The sequence below is a fragment of the Arthrobacter sp. OAP107 genome, from assembly GCF_040546765.1.
In the GTDB taxonomy this organism is placed as follows: domain Bacteria; phylum Actinomycetota; class Actinomycetes; order Actinomycetales; family Micrococcaceae; genus Arthrobacter.
Window position 1 is genome coordinate 1,479,651 of the sequence record NZ_JBEPOK010000001.1, and the last position, 22,089, is coordinate 1,501,739.

Annotated in this window: 20 protein-coding genes; 17 read left to right on the forward strand and 3 right to left on the reverse strand. The window is 63.5% G+C overall.

The window, feature by feature from the left end; translation table 11 throughout:
• Positions 1-54 precede the first annotated feature (54 nt).
• From ABIE00_RS06895 to ABIE00_RS06925, 7 genes are all read left to right on the forward strand, one after another.
• Positions 55-654 (forward strand): acyltransferase, encoded by a 600-nt coding sequence (locus ABIE00_RS06895; RefSeq protein ID WP_354258398.1) that lies wholly within the window; start codon positions 55-57, stop codon positions 652-654.
• Positions 651-1,742 (forward strand): DegT/DnrJ/EryC1/StrS family aminotransferase, encoded by a 1,092-nt coding sequence (locus tag ABIE00_RS06900; protein WP_354258401.1) that lies wholly within the window; start codon positions 651-653, stop codon positions 1,740-1,742. The genes ABIE00_RS06895 and ABIE00_RS06900 overlap by 4 nt, the downstream gene beginning before the upstream one ends.
• Entirely contained in the window at positions 1,742-2,737 is a 996-nt protein-coding gene (locus ABIE00_RS06905; RefSeq protein WP_354258404.1) for a Gfo/Idh/MocA family oxidoreductase, read from the forward strand. Before ABIE00_RS06900 ends, ABIE00_RS06905 begins: the two co-directional genes overlap by 1 nt.
• Positions 2,734-3,903 (forward strand): glycosyltransferase, encoded by a 1,170-nt coding sequence (locus ABIE00_RS06910; RefSeq protein ID WP_354258407.1) that lies wholly within the window; start codon positions 2,734-2,736, stop codon positions 3,901-3,903. The genes ABIE00_RS06905 and ABIE00_RS06910 overlap by 4 nt, the downstream gene beginning before the upstream one ends.
• 123 nt (positions 3,904-4,026) lie before the next feature.
• Complete coding sequence (locus ABIE00_RS06915; protein WP_354258410.1) at positions 4,027-4,671, forward strand: glycosyltransferase family 2 protein; 645 nt, start codon at positions 4,027-4,029, stop codon at positions 4,669-4,671.
• A 4-nt stretch (positions 4,672-4,675) separates the two neighbouring features.
• Positions 4,676-5,050, forward strand: a complete 375-nt coding sequence (locus ABIE00_RS06920; protein WP_354258413.1) for a DUF2304 domain-containing protein — start codon at positions 4,676-4,678, stop codon at positions 5,048-5,050.
• Positions 5,051-5,227: 177 nt separating this feature from the next.
• A complete protein-coding gene (locus tag ABIE00_RS06925; RefSeq protein WP_354258416.1) occupies positions 5,228-6,724 on the forward strand; it encodes a lipopolysaccharide biosynthesis protein in 1,497 nt (498 codons plus the stop codon).
• Positions 6,725-6,730: 6 nt separating this feature from the next.
• Here the strand turns inward: ABIE00_RS06925 and ABIE00_RS06930 are convergent, their stop codons facing one another.
• Entirely contained in the window at positions 6,731-7,891 is a 1,161-nt protein-coding gene (locus ABIE00_RS06930; protein ID WP_354258419.1) for a glycosyltransferase family protein, read from the reverse strand.
• Positions 7,892-8,151: 260 nt separating this feature from the next.
• On the opposite strand from ABIE00_RS06930, the gene ABIE00_RS06935 reads away from it, so the two are divergent.
• On the forward strand, positions 8,152-9,267 hold the full coding sequence (locus ABIE00_RS06935) for a glycosyltransferase (protein ID WP_354258422.1): 1,116 nt from the start codon (positions 8,152-8,154) through the stop codon (positions 9,265-9,267).
• Positions 9,268-9,277: 10 nt separating this feature from the next.
• Here ABIE00_RS06935 and ABIE00_RS06940 read toward each other — a convergent pair whose 3' ends face one another.
• Positions 9,278-11,251: a DUF6541 family protein gene (locus tag ABIE00_RS06940; RefSeq protein WP_354258425.1), complete on the reverse strand. Its 1,974-nt coding sequence runs from the start codon at positions 11,249-11,251 to the stop codon at positions 9,278-9,280.
• A gap of 126 nt (positions 11,252-11,377) precedes the next feature.
• Positions 11,378-14,581 carry a GH25 family lysozyme gene (locus tag ABIE00_RS06945; RefSeq protein WP_354258428.1) on the reverse strand — a complete coding sequence of 1,068 codons (3,204 nt, stop codon included), beginning with the start codon at positions 14,579-14,581 and terminating at the stop codon, positions 11,378-11,380.
• A gap of 348 nt (positions 14,582-14,929) precedes the next feature.
• Between ABIE00_RS06945 and ABIE00_RS06950 the strand changes: the two genes are divergently transcribed.
• From ABIE00_RS06950 to ABIE00_RS06990, 9 genes are all read left to right on the forward strand, one after another.
• On the forward strand, positions 14,930-15,952 hold the full coding sequence (locus tag ABIE00_RS06950) for an acyltransferase family protein (protein ID WP_354258431.1): 1,023 nt from the start codon (positions 14,930-14,932) through the stop codon (positions 15,950-15,952).
• A gap of 72 nt (positions 15,953-16,024) precedes the next feature.
• Positions 16,025-17,074 carry a UDP-glucose 4-epimerase GalE gene (galE, locus tag ABIE00_RS06955; RefSeq protein WP_354258434.1) on the forward strand — a complete coding sequence of 350 codons (1,050 nt, stop codon included), beginning with the start codon at positions 16,025-16,027 and terminating at the stop codon, positions 17,072-17,074.
• 127 nt (positions 17,075-17,201) lie between these two features.
• Positions 17,202-18,425: a TadA family conjugal transfer-associated ATPase gene (locus tag ABIE00_RS06960; protein WP_354258437.1), complete on the forward strand. Its 1,224-nt coding sequence runs from the start codon at positions 17,202-17,204 to the stop codon at positions 18,423-18,425.
• A complete protein-coding gene (locus ABIE00_RS06965; protein ID WP_354258439.1) occupies positions 18,425-19,279 on the forward strand; it encodes a type II secretion system F family protein in 855 nt (284 codons plus the stop codon). The genes ABIE00_RS06960 and ABIE00_RS06965 overlap by 1 nt, the downstream gene beginning before the upstream one ends.
• The gene (locus tag ABIE00_RS06970) at positions 19,276-20,217 is read left to right on the forward strand and encodes a type II secretion system F family protein (RefSeq protein WP_354258442.1); all 942 of its coding nucleotides are present in this window, start codon (positions 19,276-19,278) and stop codon (positions 20,215-20,217) included. Before ABIE00_RS06965 ends, ABIE00_RS06970 begins: the two co-directional genes overlap by 4 nt.
• A gap of 71 nt (positions 20,218-20,288) precedes the next feature.
• Entirely contained in the window at positions 20,289-20,537 is a 249-nt protein-coding gene (locus tag ABIE00_RS06975; RefSeq protein ID WP_354258445.1) for a hypothetical protein, read from the forward strand.
• Positions 20,538-20,540: 3 nt separating this feature from the next.
• Positions 20,541-20,936 carry a TadE family protein gene (locus tag ABIE00_RS06980; protein ID WP_354258447.1) on the forward strand — a complete coding sequence of 132 codons (396 nt, stop codon included), beginning with the start codon at positions 20,541-20,543 and terminating at the stop codon, positions 20,934-20,936.
• A complete protein-coding gene (locus ABIE00_RS06985; RefSeq protein ID WP_354258450.1) occupies positions 20,917-21,492 on the forward strand; it encodes a hypothetical protein in 576 nt (191 codons plus the stop codon). The genes ABIE00_RS06980 and ABIE00_RS06985 overlap by 20 nt, the downstream gene beginning before the upstream one ends.
• A gap of 65 nt (positions 21,493-21,557) precedes the next feature.
• Positions 21,558-21,971: a pilus assembly protein TadG-related protein gene (locus tag ABIE00_RS06990; protein ID WP_354258453.1), complete on the forward strand. Its 414-nt coding sequence runs from the start codon at positions 21,558-21,560 to the stop codon at positions 21,969-21,971.
• Positions 21,972-22,089: the final 118 nt, after the last annotated feature.

A 22,089-nucleotide genomic window follows, 5' to 3' on the forward strand; every position in this document is an offset into this window, starting at 1 on the left:
GCCTTTGCGGCTGCGGCCCGGCCGCAGCGGCACTTCTGAGAGGAACCACAAAGTATGACGACGACCATTGCTCCGAGCGCCGACGTTTCGGACCAGGCGATCCTCGGCGACGGAACGAAGATCTGGCACCTGGCGCAGGTGCGCGAACAGGCGAACCTCGGCGCGAACTGCATCGTGGGACGCGGCGCCTACGTCGGCACCGGCGTGCAGATCGGCGAGAACACCAAGATCCAGAACTACGCCCTGGTGTACGAGCCGGCCAAGCTCGGCAAAGGTGTCTTCATCGGTCCGGCCGTTGTCTTGACCAACGACACCTACCCGCGGTCGGTCAGCCCCGACGGCTCCCTCAAGAGCGCCCACGACTGGACGCCGGTGGGCGTGACCATCGAGGACGGCGCCTCCATCGGAGCCCGCGCCGTGTGCGTTGCCCCTCTGACCGTGGGGCGGTGGGCAACGGTTGCGGCCGGCGCCGTCGTCACCAAGGATGTGCCGGCCTTTGCCCTGATGGCCGGTGTCCCTGCCCGCCGCCTTGGCTGGGTGGGCAAGGCCGGCGAGCCGCTGCGCCAGGAAGGCGGCTTCTGGGTCTGCCCTGCCACCGGAGCCAAATACATTGAAGACGGAAATTCCCTGAAAGAGTCTGAGGAGAACGCATGAGCTACGACTTTATCCCCGCGGCGAAGCCGATCATCGGCGACGACGAGCGGGCCGCCGTCGACGCCGTTCTGGCCACCGGAATGCTGGCCCAGGGCCAGCAGGTCGCCGAATTCGAGAAAGAATTCTCCGAGGTACTCCTCGACGGCCGCTCATCCGTGGCCGTAAACTCCGGCACCTCGGGACTGCACCTCGGGCTCCTGGCCGCCGGCGTGAAGGCCGGCGATGAAGTCATCGTTCCCTCGTTCACCTTCGCCGCTACCGGCAACTCCGTGGCGCTGGCCGGGGCCACCCCCGTGTTTGCCGACATCGAACTGGACCACTACACCCTGGATGTGGACCACGTCGCCTCGCTGATCACGGACAAGACCAAGGGCATCATGCCGGTGCACCTGTACGGCCACCCGTTCAACGTCGAGGGTCTCAGCAAGCTCGCCGCAGAGCGCGGGATCGACCTGTACGAGGACGCCGCCCAGGCCCACGGTGCCAGCTTCAACGGCCAGAAGGTCGGAACGTTCGGCAAGTTCGCCATGTTCAGCCTGTACCCCACGAAGAACATGACCTCCGGCGAGGGCGGCATGGTCTCCACATCCGACGCCGGTGTGGAGCGGAACCTGCGCCTGCTGCGGAACCAGGGCATGGAAAAGCAGTACGAAAACGAACTGGTGGGCTTCAACGCCCGGATGACCGACCTGCACGCCTCCATCGGCCGGGTCCAGCTCAAGAAGGTCCTCGGCTGGACCGAACAGCGCCAGCAGAACGCCGCCTTCCTGACCGCCAACCTCCAGGGCGTCGGAACGCCGAAGGTCGCCGAGGGCGCGTCCCACGTCTACCACCAGTACACGATCCGTGTGCCGGAGGACCGCGACGGACTGGCCAAGGCGCTCCGCGAGGAATACAACATCGGTACCGGCGTGTACTACCCGGTTCCGAACCACCGCCTGCCCTCGTTCAACCGTACCGAGGACCTGCCGAACACGGAAACCGCTGCCAAGGAAGTCCTGTCCCTGCCGGTTCACCCGTCCCTGAGCCAGAACGACCTGGACCGCATCGTCACCGCGGTCAACAAGCTCGTCCAGGCAGGTGCCTGATGGCTAACCTGCGTGTCGGCCTCATTGGACTGGGCATGATGGGCCGCCACCACGCGCGGGTGGTGCGGGAGCTCGACGGCGTCGACCTGGTAGCCGTCGCCGACTCCTTCGGCGACCCGCACGGCGTCGCCGGCCAGCTTGGCGTCCTGTCGTCCGTGGAGGAGCTCATCGCCGCCGGCATCGACATGGCAGTGGTGGCCGTCCCCACCGGCCTGCACGAAGAAGTCGGACTTGCACTGGCCCAGGCTGGCGTCCACACCTTGGTGGAGAAGCCGATCGCCTCCAGTGCGGAGGCCGGCCAGCGCCTCGTCGACGCCTTCGAAGCCAAGGGGCTGGTCGGCGCGGTGGGCCACATCGAACGGTTTAACCCGGCACTGCAGTCCCTGCGCAAGCGGATCGAAGCCGGCGAGCTGGGCGACGTCTACCAGATCGCCACACGGCGCCAGGGCCCCTTCCCGGCCCGGATCGCCGACGTCGGCGTGGTCAAGGACCTCGGCACGCACGACATCGACCTGACCGCATGGCTGGCGCAGAGCCGCTTTGAGTCGATCTTCGCCCGCACCACCACCCGCAGCGGCCGCCCGCACGAGGACATGGTGGCCGCGACAGGCCAGCTGGGCAACGGCGTCATCACCAATCACCTGGTCAACTGGCTCTCACCCATGAAGGAACGCCTTACCATCGTCACCGGCGAAAAGGGCGCCTTCGTGGCTGACACCATCACGGCAGATCTGACGTTCTTTGAGAACGGCACTGTCGCCACCGAATGGGAGTCCATGGCCGCGTTCCGTGGCGTTTCCGAAGGCAATGTCACACGGCTCGCCATCGCCAAGCCGGAGCCGCTGCGGACCGAGCACGAAGCGTTCCGCGACGCCGTCCTCGGGCTGCGCAGCGACGTCGTCACCATGCGTGAAGGCCTGGACACGCTCCGCGTGGCCGAAGCCGTGCTGGAGTCCGCCACCAGCCGGCAGCTTGTCAAGGTTCCTGCTTCGTGACCCATCAGCAGGCTCCCCGCGTTACCATCGCCAGTCGCCTGTTCGCCCCGGAGACCGGGGCAGCGGCATACCGTTTAAAGGCGCTGGCCAACGGACTGGCCGAAGGAGGGGCGAAAGTCCGGGTCATCACGACCTGGCCGCCGAGGGGTTTGACGGGCGCCGACGGTGACTACGCCGTCAGCCGGTGGCCGGTTCTCCGGGACGCCGGCGGCAACGTCCGGGGTTACATCCAGTACCTCAGCTTTGACGTTCCGCTCTTTTTCAGACTGCTGCTCTCGCCTAAACCGGACGTGGTGGTCGTTGAACCGCCGCCCACAACCGGGCTCATTGTTAAGACGGTCTGCCGTCTGAGAAGAATTCCGTACGTCTACTTTTCCGCCGACGTTTCATCCTCAGCCGCGAAGGGCATCGGCGTGAAGGGACCCGCTCTCCGTCTGCTTACCTGGATGGAGCGTTCAGTTCTCAGGTCGGCGGCGGGCATCCTGGCTGTGTCCGATGGTGTGCGCCAGGAGGTGGAGGCCCTGACGGGACGAGGGCAGGGCATCCACATGGTGGGGACGGGGGTCGATACTGACACGTTTTCTCCTGTTGGCGAGGCCAAACCCGAAGAGGGCGATTTCTTCATATATGCGGGCACCATGTCCGAGATCCAGGGGGCGGGGGTATTTGTCGATGCTTTCGCCCTCATAGCGCAGGACAATCCCGACGTCCGGCTCCTGATGTTCGGGCAGGGCGTTGAACTGGAAGCGTTGAAGGCCCGTGCCGAGTCAATCGGTCCGCAGGTGCAGTTCAGGCCGCCAACCTCAGGATCCGAGGTTGCATCCTACTTCAGGAGTGCCACTGCGAGCCTGGCGTCCGTGCGGCCTGGAAAGGGGTATGACTTTGCTTTCGCCACCAAGTCGCTGGCCGGCCTTGCCGCCGGCGCTCCGGCAATTTATGCCGGCGTGGGACCTATGGTGGAGTTGATTGAAGAGAATAAACTCGGCATTGCGTCTGAGTGGGATCCTGCCAGCGTTGCCTTGGCGATGAAAGCGATGATCGCCACCCCGGTTGCCGAGGCAGACCGGTCCAGGCTCTCAGCGTGGACAGAAGAGAACTTCTCCCTCCGGTCGGTAGGTCGGGCCGCCGCGGAGCGGGTTCTCTCCTGTGTGAAGGGCAATGACTAGCGTGGATCCGGATCCGGTAAAAGGGTGCCCGGCATCATCCGCCACTTACGGGCAGCCCTGTTCATCGATAAACGTAGTTACTAGCTATGGGATACTGAATCAGTGAGTCGTACTTGGATTGTCATGCCCGTCTACAACGAGGCTTCCGTCGTCGGCAACGTCATTCGAGGCCTGCTGCCGGAATTTCCTAACGTCGTGTGTGTCGATGACGGCAGCTCTGATGGCTCCCAGGGCGTCGCCAGCCAGGCCGGTGCGGTAGTAGTGCAGCACCCGGTTAATCTGGGACAGGGTGCCGCTCTCCAGACGGGCATCGAGTTCGCGCTCAGCGATCCTGAGGTGGACTGCATCGTCACTTTCGATGCTGACGGACAACACCGTGTGGAAGATGCCAAAGCGATGGTTTCGAGGATTAAGTCGGGCGAAGCCGACGTCGTCCTGGGGTCGCGTTTCCTCGATGACCGCACCCAGTTGTCACTTGCGAAGCGGATCGTGCTCAGGACGGCGGCGCTGCAATCGCGCATGTCCACCGGGCTGGAGCTCTCTGACGCCCACAACGGACTGAGGGCCTTTAATGCCGAGACGGCCGGAAAGATCCATCTGACGCAGAACCGCATGGCACACGCTTCAGAGCTCATACATCAGATAGCGGCGATCAACCCGCGTTGGGTTGAACATCCGGTCGAAATCATCTACACCGACTATTCGCGGTCCAAGGGGCAATCGCTCCTGAACTCCGTGAATATCGTTGCGGACCTGTTCTTTAGGTGAGATTGTGCAGATTGTTGTCCAATTAGTTCTTGTCCTGTCGGTAGTTCTCGTCTCCTTGGCGCTCATGCGGGGCGGGTCAAATGCCAGGCATCTCGCGATCCGGCGGATCATGCTCGTGCTGTTTGCCTGTGTCGCGGCTTTTTCGGTGTTTTTTCCGGAACTGCTCACCCAAGTGGCGCGCTTCTTCGGCATCGGCCGGGGAACCGACCTCGTTCTCTATGCGCTGACCGTGAGCTTTCTGGTTTTCATGGCAACGACGTATCAGCGGTTCCGCCACCTCGAAACCACATTCACGAAGCTGGCCCGGCGCATCGCCCTCGATGAAGCCGAGAAGCCATGGGCTGGCTCAGAGCTGGAACGCCGCCCGAAGGGGCTTTAGCCGGAGCGCCTGCTCTCGGGCTCTGATCCATTGAGATCCTGCCCGTCACTCTGCAGAGGTGCCAGGTGAAGGGGGACCGCTGCGGTGGCTGCCCCGTGTCCGGTAGGAAGCACGCTTCTGCTCCTGGTTATCAATGAGAGGTTGTCGGCAGACTTGCCAATTTTTCGAACAACAGACGTGACCGCCGCGGACAGCAGGAGCCTCTCGGTCAGGTGGATCTTCGCGCTGGCGGGCAGCGTGGCACAGGGCTTGGTCCGTTTTCTATACAGCGTGCTCGTGGGTCGCTTCGTCGGGGTAGCAGCCCTGGGAACCGTGAATTCGGCCATCTCCGTGGCCTTGCTTCTGAGCCTCCTGTGGCCAACCTCCGCGGGTCAGGGCGCCACCCGATTTGTCGCCCAAATGCGGGGCGCCGGCAGGGATGACCAGGCCCAGGCCGTGGCCAACTACCTCGGCCGCCGCATGCTCCTAAGTTCGTTCGCCCTGGCTGCGGCCGCCTTCGGGGCTTGTGCGTTCCTGTTGCGAACCGACCTGGTCACGGCTGCCTGCTGCGCGCTCCTGCTGCTGGGCTACGCATCGTGGTCTTTTGCCCGGGGTGTTCAGTACGGCGGGGGCCAGATTGCACGGGCGGCGCTGTGGGACGTGGGAGGCTCCATCCTGGCTATCGGCCTACTGGTACTTGTACTGTTGCTTGGCTGGAATTCAGTCTTGCTGGTCCCGATGGCAGTCGCCTATGGTCTGTACGGGGTCATCTGTTGGCCTAAAAAGTCGACAGTCGAAGTAGACAAGACACTGACAGCTCAGATGAACAGCTTTGTTCGCTACGGCGTCCTGGGCACCCTCTCCAGCACGGGACTGCTGCAGCTGTCCATGATCGCGGCCCAGTTTTTCGGGTCGGACATCGAGGCCGGGTTCTATGCAGCGGCACTCAGCCTTGCAACGCCGGCGACCATGCTCGCGAGGACCGTCAGCCAGGTTCTTTTTCCCTCGATGGCGGAGGCGGGGGGACGGGAGGACCCGACGTCGCTGCGACGCCAGACCGACCTGATGACCAGAGGCCTCGTGGTGACCATGGTCGCCGTCTTCGGCGCCCTGGCACTGGCGAGTCCCCTCGTCGTCGATCTTTTCTTCGGCGAGAGGTACGCCGGCGCAAAGGGCCTGCTTTCTGTCCTGCTCATAGCGGTCATGTTCACCACCCTGCCGGTGGCCTGCATCAACCGGCTCAACTCCACCGGCACCCGCGGTGCCCGCTTTGTGTCGCTGACGGCCATGGGCGGATTGATATTGGCCGTAATCCTCTGGTTCCCCTTGTCAGGTTTCCTGGGCCTGGAGGGAGTTGCCGCGGGTTACCTGGTCGCCACACTCGCCACTGCGACGGTATCGATTGTGCGAAGCTGGCGGCTGGACAACCAGGACTGGAGGGGACTGTTCGCCAAGGCCATGGTCGGGGTCCTGCTCATCGTCGGTGGCCTCGTCTACACCCGCGCCGCATCCCTGCCGGACACAGCCGGGCCGTTTCTCGCCCTGGGTTTCGTAGTGGTCTGGGCTGTGATCTGCCGCGCGGACGTACAGCGGATCCGCTCCGCGAAGATCAAACCGCAGCCGGCTACCGATCATGCGGATCCGGGTCAGAGCAGGCTGTCCGGTGACGGGCGGGACGGAAGCAACAACAAATAGGGCAGCTCAGACGGCCGTCTCAAGGAGCAGCCGCTGAACGATGTCCCGCACGACGTCCTCGTCTTCCCGCGAGCTGAGCGCCCTCGCCGCAGCGTCTGCATTCTTCTTGAAGCGGTCCACATCCCCGGGGGACAACACCCGGATTGCGTCTGCCAGCGCTTCGGAAGAGTAGTCGCGCGTCACCACACCGATGTCATGACGGTCGATGAGCGCGGACGTCTCGGGTGATGGGCTGAACACAAGACCGAGCCGAGCCTGTACGAAATCGAAGAACTTGTTGGGCAGCATGAGCCTGTGGTTCGTGGTCCGCGGCGGGAGGCTGAAGATGCCCAGGTCGTATTGATTCAGTGTCCGGGGAAGGTCATCGGGAGCAACGGCGTCATGGAACCGGATCCGGTCTGAGCCGGCCGACAGCTTCTTCAGCTCCGCCCAGTACTTTCCTCCGTCCCGGGCCTTGACGAGGTAGAAATCAAGTGTGTAAGTCTCGTCCAGCTGCAGAACGGCAGCGATCATACCCTCAAGATTGCGGCCAGGTATTGCTGCCCCGCTGTGGACCAGCCGAACCGTCCCCGGCACGGGCTCGCTGGGGCGGAGATCACGGAATGCGCCGGCATTGCGGACCACCCGAACTTTAAGACCGAACCGGTCCTCATAGAGTTTGGCGATGGAGCCGTTCACAGCGCTGACGGCTTGGGTGCGGGGCAGGTACTCGCGGCACACATGTGTCATGAATGGCTTCACAAGAAGGCGCCACGAGAGGACGTGGGCCCGTTCCTCCGGTGCCCATTCGTGCATGTCGCCCCAAACGGAAACAGGACCGTCCATCTGAGCAGCAAGGTGGTGCGCCAGTGGCAAGGCCCTTGCCTCGTTGGCAACGATCAGGTCAAACTGCTGGCCAGAGGCCAGCGCGGCCGCCGCTTTGACCGCGGGCGCGGACAAGGCCACAGCCTTGAACCTCCGCAGCGCAAGGGCGAGTACACCCGGGACGGTCTGGGGGAGTGACGGCAATGCTGAGTTGATCCGCAGGTGATGGGTGGTCTTGGCCGGCTTCTCCCCGTAGCTGAGTGTCGTGACCTCGCCAAATTCGGACAGCACCTCGAGCTGTCGCAGCACACGGGAGTCAGCCATTATGTCCGAGAAGGAGATGCAGAGAATTCGTGCTGTCAATTTAGTGCCTCCGTTTTCGAGCAGTTCGCTCATTTCCCCGTCGTCGCACTCCAGGCTCCGCCGATTCCAGTGTCACAGTCTAGTCGAAGTGCGGACGTTCCTGCGTCCTGGCGGCCAGGTCGAACCGGCGGCGTAGGGCTGCGCCGGCGGGTGATTGATAGCATACGGGCAGGACGCATGGCTCCTTGAAAGTGCTCTGCCGTCCGTTGCTTGAGCCGCACTCCGACTCCAAATTCTGCGAAAGTGTTTCCAGGTTCCACATGAAAATCGCTCTCACCAAGAGTTCCTTGCTTGTTCCGCCGACCTATTTCGCAGTGGCGCACGCCGTGCGCATGGCAGACGAAGAAACCCGGTTTCATTTCTTCACCATGGCTGCGGAGATACGCGATAAGTCTGTCACCCTGCCCGTCACGGATTTTGCGCCGCGGCGGGATTTGCCCTTCAAAAAGCGGGAAAAATACCTTCCAATAGTCATGCCTGCCATGGCGAAGGCGATTGCGGACTACGGCCCTGATGTTATCCACCAGCATTTCGCCACGTGGTCCTGGCCGGCCGTGGCTGCCTCCAAGCATCGCGACGTTCCGCTGTTGACCACCCTGCACGGAGCCGACGTGGTCATGGCCGGCAGGAACCACCGGTCTGCCATGGAGCGATGGCACAAGCACAATCTCCGCGCGTCGATGAATAGAAGCCGGCGCATACTGGCGGTCAGCGAATATCTCGCGGGACTTGCCGTACGCAATGGGTTTCCTGCCGAAAAGGTTGACGTCCATTACCAGGGAGTGGACACCGATATCTTCGTCCCCGACCCCTGGCGCCGTAATAATCCCGTGCCAACCGCCTTGTTCATCGGTGCATTGAACCACCAGAAGGGCATCAGCCACCTGGTGGAAGCCTCAAACCAGTTGATCGGCACCATTCCGCACCGTCTGCTTGTCGCTGGGAAAGGTCCCCTGGAGCCTGAAGTTACCCAGGCGGCAGCGCAGAACCAGCAGATATCCTTCCTTGGACCGCTAAGCCGTGAGGGTGTGCTGGAGAACCTTCAGCAAGCCGATGTAGTGATTGCACCGAGCCGCATGCACAACGGTGCACGGGAGGCGGCCGGTCTGATCCTTCTGGAGGCCCAAGCATGTGGGACTCCAGTAATTGCCTACGCCAGCGGCGGCACGCCGGAGATGACAGGGCCTGAGTCGGGCCGGCTCGTCCCCGAGGACGACGTCACCTCGCTGCGCAGGGCTATGGAGGACTATTTTCGGATGGATTCAGATTCCTGGGACGGGCTGCGTGACTCAGCCCGGGAATTTGCTGTGGCGGAAAGAAGCCTGGCAAAGAGTTGCCTCGAACTTTCCCGTCACTACCGCGAGTTGGCCCGGTAAGCTTGGCCTGTTAGCGGCAGGCAGCTACCTCGTACAGGCCCGCCGCGCCCTGCGAGTCAAGAAGTCGCAGGCCCGGGGTTCCCGCCAATGACGTCAAGGCCGGGTAATGCTTGCCTTGGTGGACTTCCTTCGCGCCGAAATCCAGCACGTAGTAGCTGTTCTCCCGGGCGACCATCTCGCAAACCTCCGGGTCCTTGGCGACTGCCTTGAGGCGGCTCAGGATGACACGCTCGGAGGGACTCGGGGAAGAGCTGATAGCCGGAAGCATCGCGTTCCGGCCGCTGTATGCATAAACGAGAGATGCCCCTGTCCACGGGTTCCCGACCACTACAGAACCAGCAGGGACATGCTGATCAAGGCGCCGCAGCAGGGCTTCTTCGTCGGATGAAAGCAGCGGGGAAGCGTCCGTGGAACTATACGATTGGGCCGCTTTTGCCTGTTCAGTGTTGATTGACCGCCCCTGCGTCAGCGCTGCGGCCGTAAGAACCAGTACCGCTGATACGGCGAAGCTGACGACGTGGAGGGCTGGCCTCCTGGAGGGGGCCAGCCGCCGTTGCGCCAGCTGCAGGGAGCGCTCGATTAGCCAACTTCCGCCAATGGCCGAGATGACAAGGGCGGTTATGGGCAGGAGGGCCGCCAGGCGGTAGGTGTCGTTGTACCAGACGCCGGTCCAGAAACTTCGCGTGGGGCCTGCAGGGTAGCCGGCCACTACGGCGTAAAAGCCCAAAGAGATCACGAAGCATCCAAGAATCCAGAGCTTCCGCTGGGCGCACAGGATGACAATGCCCACAATGGTCAGGGCAAAGATGAGCCAAGGCACATCCCGGCTTTGCGGTGCGCTGGTGATGGCTTCGCCGATTGCGCGGGGGAGGGTGGTCACCGGCGGCCAGAAGGAAGCAGCCTCACTTGGGCGTACTTTGACCCAGAGGATCCACGTAACAGCGCCGTAGGCGACAACGGCCGCGAAGCCGATCATCGACTTGCGGATCCAGTGCTCCTGGCCCCGAAGGTGAAAAGAGCGTGTGACGAACCAGACCAGCAACGGCGCAACAGCCAAGGCAATAAGAGTCATCGTCGTGCTGGGATGGGCCAGGGTCAGCCCGACTGATGCCACGCCGAGCAGGCCGGCATACAAGATGGTGGAGGCTCGTCTGTCGCGTCCAGTGCCCAGGAGTTCGACAACAGCGCCGAGGCAAAAGGGGAGCATCGAAATAGCGAGCAGGGTCGGATAGAGCACCCCGAAATCGACCATAAGATACGGAAAAGAGCCGAAGCCTGCGGCCAGGGCCCCGGTCACCATCATGGGGACCGGACGGCGCCCTGTCAGCGTTGAGATCAGGAACATCGCGGACAACGGCCAGACCACCGCTGCGATGATCATGTTGGACACGTTGACGGCCACGGGAATGGAAGTTTGGCTGGCATCCAGCACCAGCGCAACCACGTCGTGCCACGCTGCGGGATAAAAGCTGAGCCGGTTGGAATTTGCGTCCAGTGACGCCAGGGTCAGCGACGAGGCCCGGCCGCTGTCCGCGATCACCCGCAGTGCATTCAGATGAAATACATTGTCATACGTCTGGGAGATATGTTCCGGGCCGGCGAAGATCTTGCTGAACCTGACGGAAATGATTGCCGCGGGGATGCCCATGGCCATCAGGTACCCAGCGGAGCGTAGGATTCCTGGCAGCCGCCCGATCTCTGGCCGTGGCCAGTGCCCGGAGGCGCGGCGCAACCACAGGACCCTTAGCGCGGCAGCTGCGAGGGTCAGTAGGAGAGTAACCAGGACCATGGACGCCACAGACCAGCGGATGTTCAGCATTTGGAGCAGCACGGCCCCCACAGAGGCAATGGACACGGTCAAAGGCGCCGATGCACTCCAGAGTGTCAGACCGCGTGCGCCCATAGTCCGGGCCAACAGCGCACCGGGAATGAAGAGCACCAGCAGGCCGACAATGATCGTTGGGATGGTCTGCATCCAGCTCATCAGGCGAGTCTCCTAGTTTCCGTCAAAGAGTTCAGGATACAAGCCAGCGACGGCGAAGCTGTCATCGGGGCCGGGATAGTGAAGGCAGTCAAACGTCGTTTTCAGGCAGCGCATTCTGGCGGTGTTCTAGTTCGCTCCTGATGAGGCAGCCACCAGTGGCGCCGTGCCCACCACCCCCGCCGTCGAAGACGGGCCCCATTTGCTGCCGGCAAGGATGGGGTAGTAGCGCAGTTGCCCTGAGGTCTGGAGCGCCAGGACGCCCTTGCTTCCCGTGCCGGCGAAGCCGGCCGTGGCCGCGAACTGCCGGAAGGACTGCCATCCGGTGCCGACCGTCTTTCTGGTTTCCGGCACAAACCTGTTCGTGCCGGTGGACCGGTAGAGAAGCATTGTGCCCCGCGCGTCCACCGCCAACAGGTCTTGTTTCCCGTCGGAGTCGAAGTCGACCATGGCGAGTTTCAGTCCTGCCCACCCGCTCCCGATCCGCACCGGCGCGCTGAGCGCCCGGCCGGAGGCGTTGGCCCAGTAATTCAACGCTCCGTCGGCGCCGTAGCCCACGATTCCGGGGTATTTGGCGCCTGAGATCCATTTGCCGGCCAGGAGCCTGGTTTGAGCAAAACCCGAGGCGGCGACCGTAATGGGGGCAGCGAAGCCGCCTGCGGCAGAGCCTGCATAGAGTGTGAGCGCGCCGCTGGACTTTTGGGCGAGAACGTCGGCGATGCCGTCGCTGTTCCAGTCAACGACGTTCAGGGACTTCATTCCTGACCAGCCCACACCGATCTGATAGGGGGATCCGATTGTGGAGGCATTGGTTTCCGGGTGGTTCCACAGCCCTCCCGCGGCATCCACCGTGAGGACATCTGCGGTGCTGGGGATGGCCCGTCCGCGCGTGACGAGGGAGCTTCCCGAGATCAGGACACCGGCCCAGCCGGTCCCTTCCACGGATTTGGTGCCCACGACGCCGCCGGTCACTGGGTAGTAGCTGACTGTGCCCGCACCATCGCGCGCCAGAATTCCGGTAGAGGACGCGGACACGAAGCCGTTCAACGGGCTGATGCTGTTCATCGTGGCCCAGCCGTTCCCCACGACTTTCCGGGTCTCGGCGATGAAAGAGCCCGCACCGCCAGAGCGGAAGAGCCACATCCGTCCCAGGTAGTCGACAGCGAGGATGTCCTGGTTGCCGTCCCCGTCCGCATCCGTCATGGAAACGTCCATTCGGACAAATCCTGAACCAATGCCCGTGGCGGTCCCTAAGGCGCCTCCTGACGGGTTGGCGTAGTACTGCAGTGCTCCGTTGGTCCTGCGCACTACGACGCCCGGGTATTTGGACGTTTTGTGCCAGGGGCCAATCGTAACGTCGGCGCCCGCCACTCCGGAAAGGAGGGTTTTGCTGGCGGCAAAACCTCCGGATGCCAAGCCCGTCCGGATGCCGAGCGCTCCCGCGGTACTGACTGTGGCGAGGTCCTGGACGCCGTCTGCGTTCCAGTCGGTGACGTGAACGGAAGCAAGACCGGTGAACCCTGCGCCGATGTTGGTGGCGGCGCCGAAAGTTCCCGAACTGGCTGAACGGCGGAAGAGACCACCGGCGGCGTCAACGGTGACCACGTCTGTGGCCGAGGGGATTGACGGAGATCCCGGGGGCGGCGGGGCGGGTGTTGCAGGGACCAGATTGACGTTTTCGCCGCCGGCAATCAGGTAAGGGGTCCAGCCGGCGCCGAGCGCAGTGGCCACGCCCCAGGTGCCGTTTCCGGGCACAGGGTAGTAGTAGAGTTGGCCACTCGTGTTGCGGGCCAGAAGGCCGTTGGTCCCGGCGCCCTTGAAGTTCGTGGTTACCGTGACGCTGGTCATTTTGTTCCAGCCGTTGCCTATGGTTTTGCGTGCCTCCGCCAGGAAGGAGCCGGCGCCGTTGGACCTGTAGAGCCGAAGCGCACCGGAAGAGTCCTGGGCCAGAATGTCCTGGTTGCCGTCGCCGTCGAAATCAATCATGGTCAGGTTCAATCCGCTCCAGCCCTGGCCAACCGATGTTCCGGTGCTGACGCCGGTTCCTGAGGCGTTGCGCCACAGGCGGAGGCCGCCCGAGGAGTCGCGGGTGATGATGTGGGGGTAATAGCTGCTGTTGAGCCAATAGCCGATTGTCAGTTGGTAATTTTCCCAGCCGGACTCTGCGAGAACCGGACCGGCAGAAAATCCGCCGGTTGCGAGGCCGAGGTAGGCATTTACGCGGCCTGACATCCATTGGGCCACGATGTCCAGTACGCCGTCGGCGTTCCAGTCGATGACGTTGATCGACCGCAGGTTAGTCCAGCCTTGCCCGATCTGTTTGCGGGCGCGGAAGGTCCCGCTGCCGGTCGCCGGGTAGTCCCAGAGAATACCCGAGGCGTCTGCCGCGACCACGTCGCCCAAGGATGTGATGGAGGGCGTTGGTACGGCGCCGTCGGCTTGAGACGCGAACCGCCGCAGGCTGTCCATCGTTCCGTTCCAGGCATTGGAATCACCGGCGAACGGACCCGTCGCGCTGTACTGCCACACGCTGTAGGTTCCCCAGCCGTTGGGCATGGCACCCACATAACGGGAATATGAGGCCAGATGCAGGGGCTGCCTGCTGAACGCGTTGGAGTTTCCCGTACAGGTTGTCCACCAGTCGGTGGTTGTGTAGATCATCGGCAGCCGGCCGGTCCGGGCCAGCACACGGTTTGAAAAAGCCGCGATCCAGTTGACCATTGATGCCTGGCTCATGTTGTAGCAGGTGTTGCCCAGCGACGCATAAGGGTTGTACTCGATGTCCAGCAGCGGCGGCATCGTGTTGCCGTCCCCGCTCCAGCCGCCCCCGTTGTTGACGAAGTAATCGGCCTGGGCTGCTGCAGTTGAAACACCGGGAAGCGCGAAATGGTAGGCGCCACGGATCATTCCGGCGCCCAGCGCGCCGCCGTACTGGGAGCCAAAAAGCGGGTTGGCATAGGTTGTTCCCTCGGTGGCCTTAACGTAGGCGAACCTGGCACCGAGACTGTATTGCGCGGCCCAATTGACGCTTGCCTGGTGACTGCTGACGTCCAGGCCCTGGATGCCTGGTGCCATCCATGTGTTGGCCGCTTCGGTAATGGCAGCTGCCGACGACGGCGATGACTTCCTGACGAGGGTGGACTCGCGGCTCTTGAGACCCTGGCCCATATAGGAGCCATCTTTTCCGATTTCGGCCCGAAGGGCATCCATGTCGACCGGCGCCGACGTGGACGACGTTGTGGGGTCCGGGGTTTCGGAGGGGGAGGGAACCGATGGCTGTATGGGGGCGCCCTGGGCAGGCAGCCCGCCGCCGATGGAAAGTGTGGCAGACAATAACGCGGTTGTGGCCAAAAGACCTAGGCGTTTCACGCCCAGCTCAAGGGGCGTGGCGATTCTGCTATTCGAGGAATGATTCATGTCATACTCCGTAGCCTTGAACTGCTGGCAGACGGTGGCTTGATGGCAGAGTCGTTCACCGTTTTGGCCCCCTATTACGCCCGCACGGGTGAGCGGTTTAGTGTAGCACTGGAGGTGCTTGTGTGACCAATGTGATGTATGAGCACTATTGGGGCGGACATGTCGTCCGATTTCTGGCCGTCGTGGTGCGGAGCTAGACTGAGGGGCTGATCCCGTGCCCCTCCTCGGGAATCCCCAACCGACCAAGCAAAGGAACGATGAGCATTGCTTGCACAACCGTCCCTTGACCGCCCCCGTCAGGTGCGCTCCGGGGCTATTGATTTTCTGCGCATTCTGGGGATCGCGGCGGTGGTTGCCGGGCACGTAGGAGCCTGGTCAGGGCCTGTCGTCCGGGAAACTGTCTACACGTGGCATGTGCCTCTTTTTTTCTTCCTTTCGGGTTATCTGTGGTCTGAGGGCCGTAGCGTAGTTCAGGAGATGAATAAGCGGGCAAGAACGCTCCTCCTTCCTTACATTGTCTGGCTGGTCCTGGTAGGCGCCTGGTGGCTATCGCAGATGGATGTCATCCACGGCGCTGACCTTCGAAAGCTGATGTTGGGGGGCTGGTATGTCCGCGGCCCCCTCGCGGCGTTCTGGTTTGTGACGGCCCTCTTCTTCGCTGTAGTCGCTGTTCGCGCGATCCAGCGCTTCCCGAACTGGCTTCAGTGGACGTTGGCCGTGGCCGCGTTGGTTGTCACTATGCGCGAGCCCGATTTCGTGGCGCGGGTCCCGCTTGCGGGCGGCATCGGGGTCGCATGCGTCGTGTTCGTTCTGGCAGGCCGGGAATTTAGGCGCAACCGCCAGAGGATCCGCCGGCCGCTAATAACTGGACTGGTCATCCTCTGCGGCTGCGCCGCCGCCATACTGTCCGGCTGGTCCACCCATCTCGACCTGAAGTATGCGCAGCTTGGTTCGTCCGTCATCACGGTCCTCGTGGCGATTGGAATATGCGCCTCGCTGCTCCTGATTGCCGAGCATGTCATTCCTCGGCTCGGGCCACGCGTCAACAATGAGCTGAGCACGCTGGCCAGTTGCGGGTTCATGGTTGTACTGACCCACGCCGTTGTGCTGGCTGAGATGACAAAGCTCGGCCTTGCCCCGTGGCTGGTCTTTGCCGGTTCGCTGGCCGGTCCCTGGCTGCTCGCCCTGCTGATTCTAAGAACCGGTCTTGCCCCAGTCCTTCTGGGTGTGCCCGTTCGGAGAGAATCCGAGCCTGTGCATGAATCAGCGAGAAGCGTGCGTATCTGATTTCGCCGGGTTCTGGCCAGCAGCTAAGACGTCGATTACGGGCCAGAGTGTAGCGGCTCTAGACTGGAGCCTATGAAGGTTTTGGTTACCGGCGGCGCCGGCTACATCGGATCACACACGGCTCTTTGCCTGCTCGAGGACGGACACGACGTCGTCGTGCTGGACAATCTCATGAACTCGAACTTGGAGGCGGTCCGCCGTGTTGAAGAGCTCGCCGGTAAGAAGGTGGAGTTCCGCGAGGCCGACCTGCTCGACGCTGAGGCTGTCGACCAAGTCTTCGCAGAGGGCGGGTTCGACGCCGTCATTCACTTCGCCGGCCTGAAGGCTGTGGGTGAATCCGTGGCGAAGCCGCTCTGGTACTACAAGAACAACGTAGTGGGCACGCTCAATCTCCTTGAGAGCATGGAGAAGGCCGGTGTTCGGCGGCTGGTCTTCAGCTCATCGGCCACTGTCTACGGCGCCTCCGAGCACGTTCCCCTGATCGAGAAGTCGCCGCTGGACGCAACGAACCCCTACGGCAGGACCAAAGAGCAGATCGAGGACATCCTGTCCGACCTGAGCGACGCCGACCCGCGGTGGAGTATCGCGCTGCTGCGCTACTTCAATCCCGTCGGCGCGCACGAATCAGGTCGCATCGGCGAGGACCCCCACGGTATCCCCAACAACCTTTTGCCCTTCGTTGCGCAGGTCGCGGTGGGACGGCGCGAAAAGGTCATGGTATTCGGCAACGATTACCCCACGCCCGACGGCACGGGCGTCCGCGACTATATCCATGTCATGGACCTCGCAGCTGGCCACCTGGCGGCGCTGAACTATCTGCAGACGAAGACAGGCGCGTTCCGCTGGAACCTTGGGACCGGCCGTGGTTCGTCCGTCCTGGAGGTCATCGAGGCCTTCGGTGCGGCTGTAGGGCACCCTGTGCCTTACGAATTTGCACCCCGGCGGCCGGGGGATGCTGCCGTCAGCTACGCCGATGCTTCCGCAGCCTTGGCGGATCTGGGATGGTCCGCGCACCGTGACCTGGCACAGATGTGCGCTGATCACTGGCGCTGGCAGAGCGCCAATCCCTACGGCTATGCCGGTGCAGAAGCTGCCGAACTTGCGACGATCGTTTCCACGTAAGCTCGCCGGAACGCCAATAAGTTATCCACATCCTCAGACCTGTGACTTGGCTCACGGGTGAGCTTCCCTTAGCTTTAACCCAGATGTACTGCTTCCGCTGGGGCCGGCAGTCGTTCGGGGGAATTTCATGGATGCTGTGCGCATTGTCGAGGATGAAGTCCGGGAGCTGATCCGGAGGCGGGGTCTCGATCCTTTGCACCAGGCTGCCGAGGTCCGGCGGCTCGTGGAAGCGGCCGTGACCGACTATGACGAGCGCGCCCTCCTGGGTCCGCTTCCGCCGCTTGGGCCACTGGAGTCGGCACGGCGGTTTGTCTTTGATGCCGTTGCCGGATTCGGGGCCCTCCAACCATTGCTGGATGATCCGGGGATCGAGGAAATTTGGATCAACGCACCAACGGAGATCTACGTTGCGCGGAACGGTGAATCCGAACTCACATCACTCAGTCTGACGGATCAACAGGTCCGGGACCTGGTTGAGCGCATGCTGAAGAGCTCGGGCAGACGGCTGGACATCTCATCGCCGTTCGTGGATGCGGCCCTGCCCGACGGGTCCCGCCTGCACGTGGTCATCCCCGACGTCACCAGGCGCCACTGGGCCGTCAACATCCGCAAGTTCGTTGTGAAGGCGACCCGGCTGGATCACCTCGTGGACCTCGGCACCCTGACCCCGCAATCCGGCCGCTTTCTTGGTGCCGCCGTCGCGAGCGGCCTCAACATCCTGGTCTCGGGTGCCACCCAGGCGGGAAAGACCACGCTGCTGAACTGCCTCGCAGCCAGCATCGGCAGCCGGGAGCGCGTCGTTACGGTCGAGGAGATCTTCGAACTGCAGTTTCCGCTCCGCGACGTTGTCGGCTTGCAATGCCGGCAACCCAATTTGGAAGGCGAAGGGGAGATTCCGCTGCGCCGGCTGGTCAAGGAAGCCCTCCGGATGCGGCCTGACCGCCTGGTGGTGGGCGAGGTTCGGGAAGCCGAGAGCCTCGACATGCTGATCGCCCTTAACAGCGGTCTGCCGGGGATGTGCACCGTCCACGCAAATTCAGCGCATGACGCCGTGACCAAGATGTGCACGCTCCCTCTGCTTGCAGGGGACAACATTTCCAGCGCGTTTGTGGTTCCCACCGTGGCCTCATGCATCGATCTTGTGGTTCACTGCAGCCGCCTCGCGAACGGGCGGCGGCAGGTCACGGAAATCCTCTCCCTGGGCAGACGGGTCGAGAACGGGATCATCGAGTCCTCCATGATCTTTTCGATCATCGGCGGCCTGCTGGAACCGACGGCCAACACCATGCCGGCGGAGGAAAAATTCGCGAGGGCAGGCTATGAGGTTGCGGCACTTTTGGACCCGCGCTGATGGCTGCGCTGCTGGGGGTTCTGACAGGTGCCGGGCTGTTCCTCATCTGGTGGTCTGCCTGGGACCAGCCCGCGCGCGCCAGGCGTGGACCGCGGACCAGCCGTCTCCATGACCTCTTGCTGTCTGCCGGCATTGAAAAAGTCACCGGCGCCGGTCTCATCGGCAGCTGCCTGGGCCTCGGCGCTTTTGCGACTCTGGCCTTTTTCGCCGTAAGCGGCTCCTGGCCCATTTCCGTATGCTTTGGCCTGTTCGGCGGCTGGCTTCCCGTGGTGGTGGTCAAATGGCGGGCCAAGCGACGCACCGCCGTCCTCCGCCGGGTGTGGCCCGACGTCGTCGATCACCTGCGGTCAGCCATCCGCGCCGGGCTGTCACTGCCTGAAGCACTGACACAGCTGGGCGATAAGGGACCCGAGGAGCTGCGGCAGGTGTTCCGCGACTTCGGCTCGGATTACCGCTCGGGCGGCCAGTTCGACGCATCCCTCAACAGGCTCAAAGAACGGCTCGCGGACCCGGTCGCCGACCGCATCATCGAGGCACTCCGGCTTACCAGGGAAGTGGGCGGCTCCGATCTCGGCAAGCTACTCGGGACGCTCGCAGAGTTCCTGCGCGAAAGCGCCCGGACCCGCAGCGAGCTTGAGGCGCGGCAGTCGTGGACAGTCAACGCTGCCCGGCTGGCAGTCGCGGCCCCATGGATTGTCATGCTGCTTCTGGTCAGCCGCCCGGAGGCCGTGGCCGCGTACAACACCCCCGTCGGAGCGGCTGTGCTGTTGGGAGGCCTTGTGGTGTCGCTGGTGTGCTACTCGGTCATGCTGAAGATCGGAGCCCTTCCGGAGGAAGAGAGGGTATTGCGATGACCACTGTGCCGGCGGCCGCGATAGTGTGCGGCGCACTCCTCGGTGCCGGTCTGTGGCTGCTCCTTATCAGGCTCCCGTTCATGCGGTCCGTCAGTTTCGTGGAACGCATCGAACCGCAGCTCAGGTCCCAAAACCTGGAATCAAGGTTGCTGCGGGCGGAGGAACACGTCCTCACTCCGTTTGGTCCCCTCGAACGCATACTCCGCCCGCTGATCAGTGAGGGCACCGCCAAACTGGCCCGGTTCAACCTTGGCTCCGCAGCCCTCAGCCGCAGGCTCGCTCAGGCACGCATCGACAAGTCGCTGCTCGACTTCAGGGCCCAGCAGCTCGTCTGGGCACTGTGCGCGTTCATTGCTGCCGTCAGCATCATCGTGGTGGCAGCGCTGGCCGGGAGGTTCAGTCCCGTCCTGGCCGTGGCAGTCTCAGTCGGCAGCGGGATCGGCGGCTTTCTCTTCCGTGATTACTGGCTGGGCGTGCAGATCCGGCGGCGGGAGGAACGGATGCTGGCCGAGTTCCCGAGCCTGGCGGAGATGATTGCGCTCGCGGTGGGCGCCGGGGAAAGCGCCACCGGCGCTCTCGACCGCGTGTGCAGGGCTGCCAGGGGCGAGCTCTCCAAGGAATTCAGCAGGGTCCTGGCCGAAACCCGGGCGGGGAAGCCTCTGGTGGAGGCGCTTCAGGAGTTTTCCGCCCGCACGGATCTCGGACCGCTTATCCGGTTTGTTGACGGCATCATCGTGGCGGTGCAGCGCGGAACGCCACTGGCCGAAGTCCTGAGAGCCCAGGCCCAGGACGTCAGGGATACGGCCAAGCGCGAGCTGATGGAGTCCGCCGGCAAGAAGGAAATCGCAATGATGGTGCCGCTTGTCTTTGGCGTGCTGCCCCTGACGGTGGTGTTTGCCGTGTTCCCCGGAATAGCGGCACTCAGCTTGAATTTTTGACCCCGCTGCTTCGGCAACCGCCGGCAGTGGCCATACCCAATAACAAACAAACTCGTAGGTAAGGAAAGCACATGACATTCATGGCCAGGCACGGACTAGCACTTGTCGCCGCGGTGACGGCGCTGATCGGTCACTCCTTGGCTGCGGTCCCGCGCCCTCGGAAGATCGCGACGTTGGCGGACCATCCTGAGCGCGGGGATGTGCCCGGCTGGGTCATGATCACCCTGATGTCGGCTGTCCTTGTTGCCGCACTGCTGGCCTTGGCCGGTCCTGCCCTGGAAGCCATGTTCAACCAGGCAATGGACACGGTCGGAAAGTAGCCTGTGGACGGGACCGGCGCGGACACCTCCGGGCGCGAGAGCGGTGCTGCTGTGGTCGACTTTGTGCTCGTGGGCGCCCTGCTGACCATGTTTCTTGTGTCCATCATCCAGCTCGCGCTCATCCTGCACGTCCGGAACACACTCATAGACGCTGCGGCGTCCGGCGCCCGGTACGGGACCCTGGCCGACCGCAACGCGGAGGACGCCAGACGCCGCACCGGCGAGCTCATCGGTACGGCGCTCAACGCGGATTTTGCCCGCGACATCGAAACGCGCGAAGTCACATTCCAAGGGCTGCGGACGCTGGAAGTGACCGTCAGGGCGCCATTGCCGGTCATCGGTCTGATCGGTCCCCGCGAACGCCTGGAGGTCACCGGACATGCAGCGATCACCGGCTGACCGCGAGCCGCGGCACCTCACCAGCAGCGTTGCGGGCAGGCTCCGGGAGGCGCTGTGCCTTGACGGCCGGGGGAGCCCCGGCACTCTTAGCACTCCCGGCGCCCACGGCGCCTGCAGCCCGGAAAGCGTAGGGAACGACGACGGGCAGCGGGGGAGTGCGGTCGTCGAGTTCACGTTCCTTGGACTGCTCCTCATGGTGCCCGTGGTCTATTTCATCATCACGGTTGGCCAGATCCAGGGCGGCTCCTTCGCCGTGGTGGGCGCAGCTGACCAGGCAGCCAAGGTCTTCGTAACCCGGCCCGATGCATCGTCGGGCCGGGCGTCAGCAGAGCAGGCCACCATGGTGGCCCTTGCCGATTACGGCCATCCCGCTGGGAACGCCAGCGTCGAGATCCATTGTGACTCCGGCGGCGATTGCATGGCGGCAGGCTCCGCGGTCACCGTCACCGTACGGCTGACGGTGCCGCTGCCTTTCGTGCCATTTGGGGAAGCGCTTCGGCTCAACGCCGGCCAGTTGAGCTCTTCGGCCACCCAGGTCGTGGGCAGGTTCCGTTGATGCTTCCTGTGGCTGGCCGCACCTCCGCCGTATCAGCGCGGACGGGCCGTGATGAGGCCGGGCAAATGACGGTCCTCATCACCGGATTCGTCATGCTGGCGTTGCTGGTCAGCACCGTGGTCATGGCCGCCTCCAGCCTTTACATCGAGCACAAGAAACTCCTGTCGCTCGCGGACGGCGCCTCGGTGGCCGCCGCCGACTCCTACACGCTCGGCCAGGTTGAAACCGCCGGCGGCACTCCTTCGGCACTGCTGAACGGTGACAGGGTCCGGAACGTCGCAGCCGACTATCTCAGCCGCAACGGGGCCTTCGGGCGGGTCGCCGGGCTGGCCGTCGCAGCCGGAACGGGGACGCCCGACGGTTCCACCGCCGTCGTGGTTCTCAGTGCGACCGTGCACCCGCCGGTGGTCAATTTCCTCATCCCGGACGGCATCACCATAGCGGCCTCATCCAGCGCACGCTCGCGGCTGACCCGCTGACCGGGTCGCCGACGCCCCGGTCCGCCGGCGCCCCCGAGCCACCGCTTCCCCCGTGCGGCCGGTCGACGCCGCACCTGCCATCGGCGCAGCCGGTTAGGGCGGATAGCGTACGCTTAAA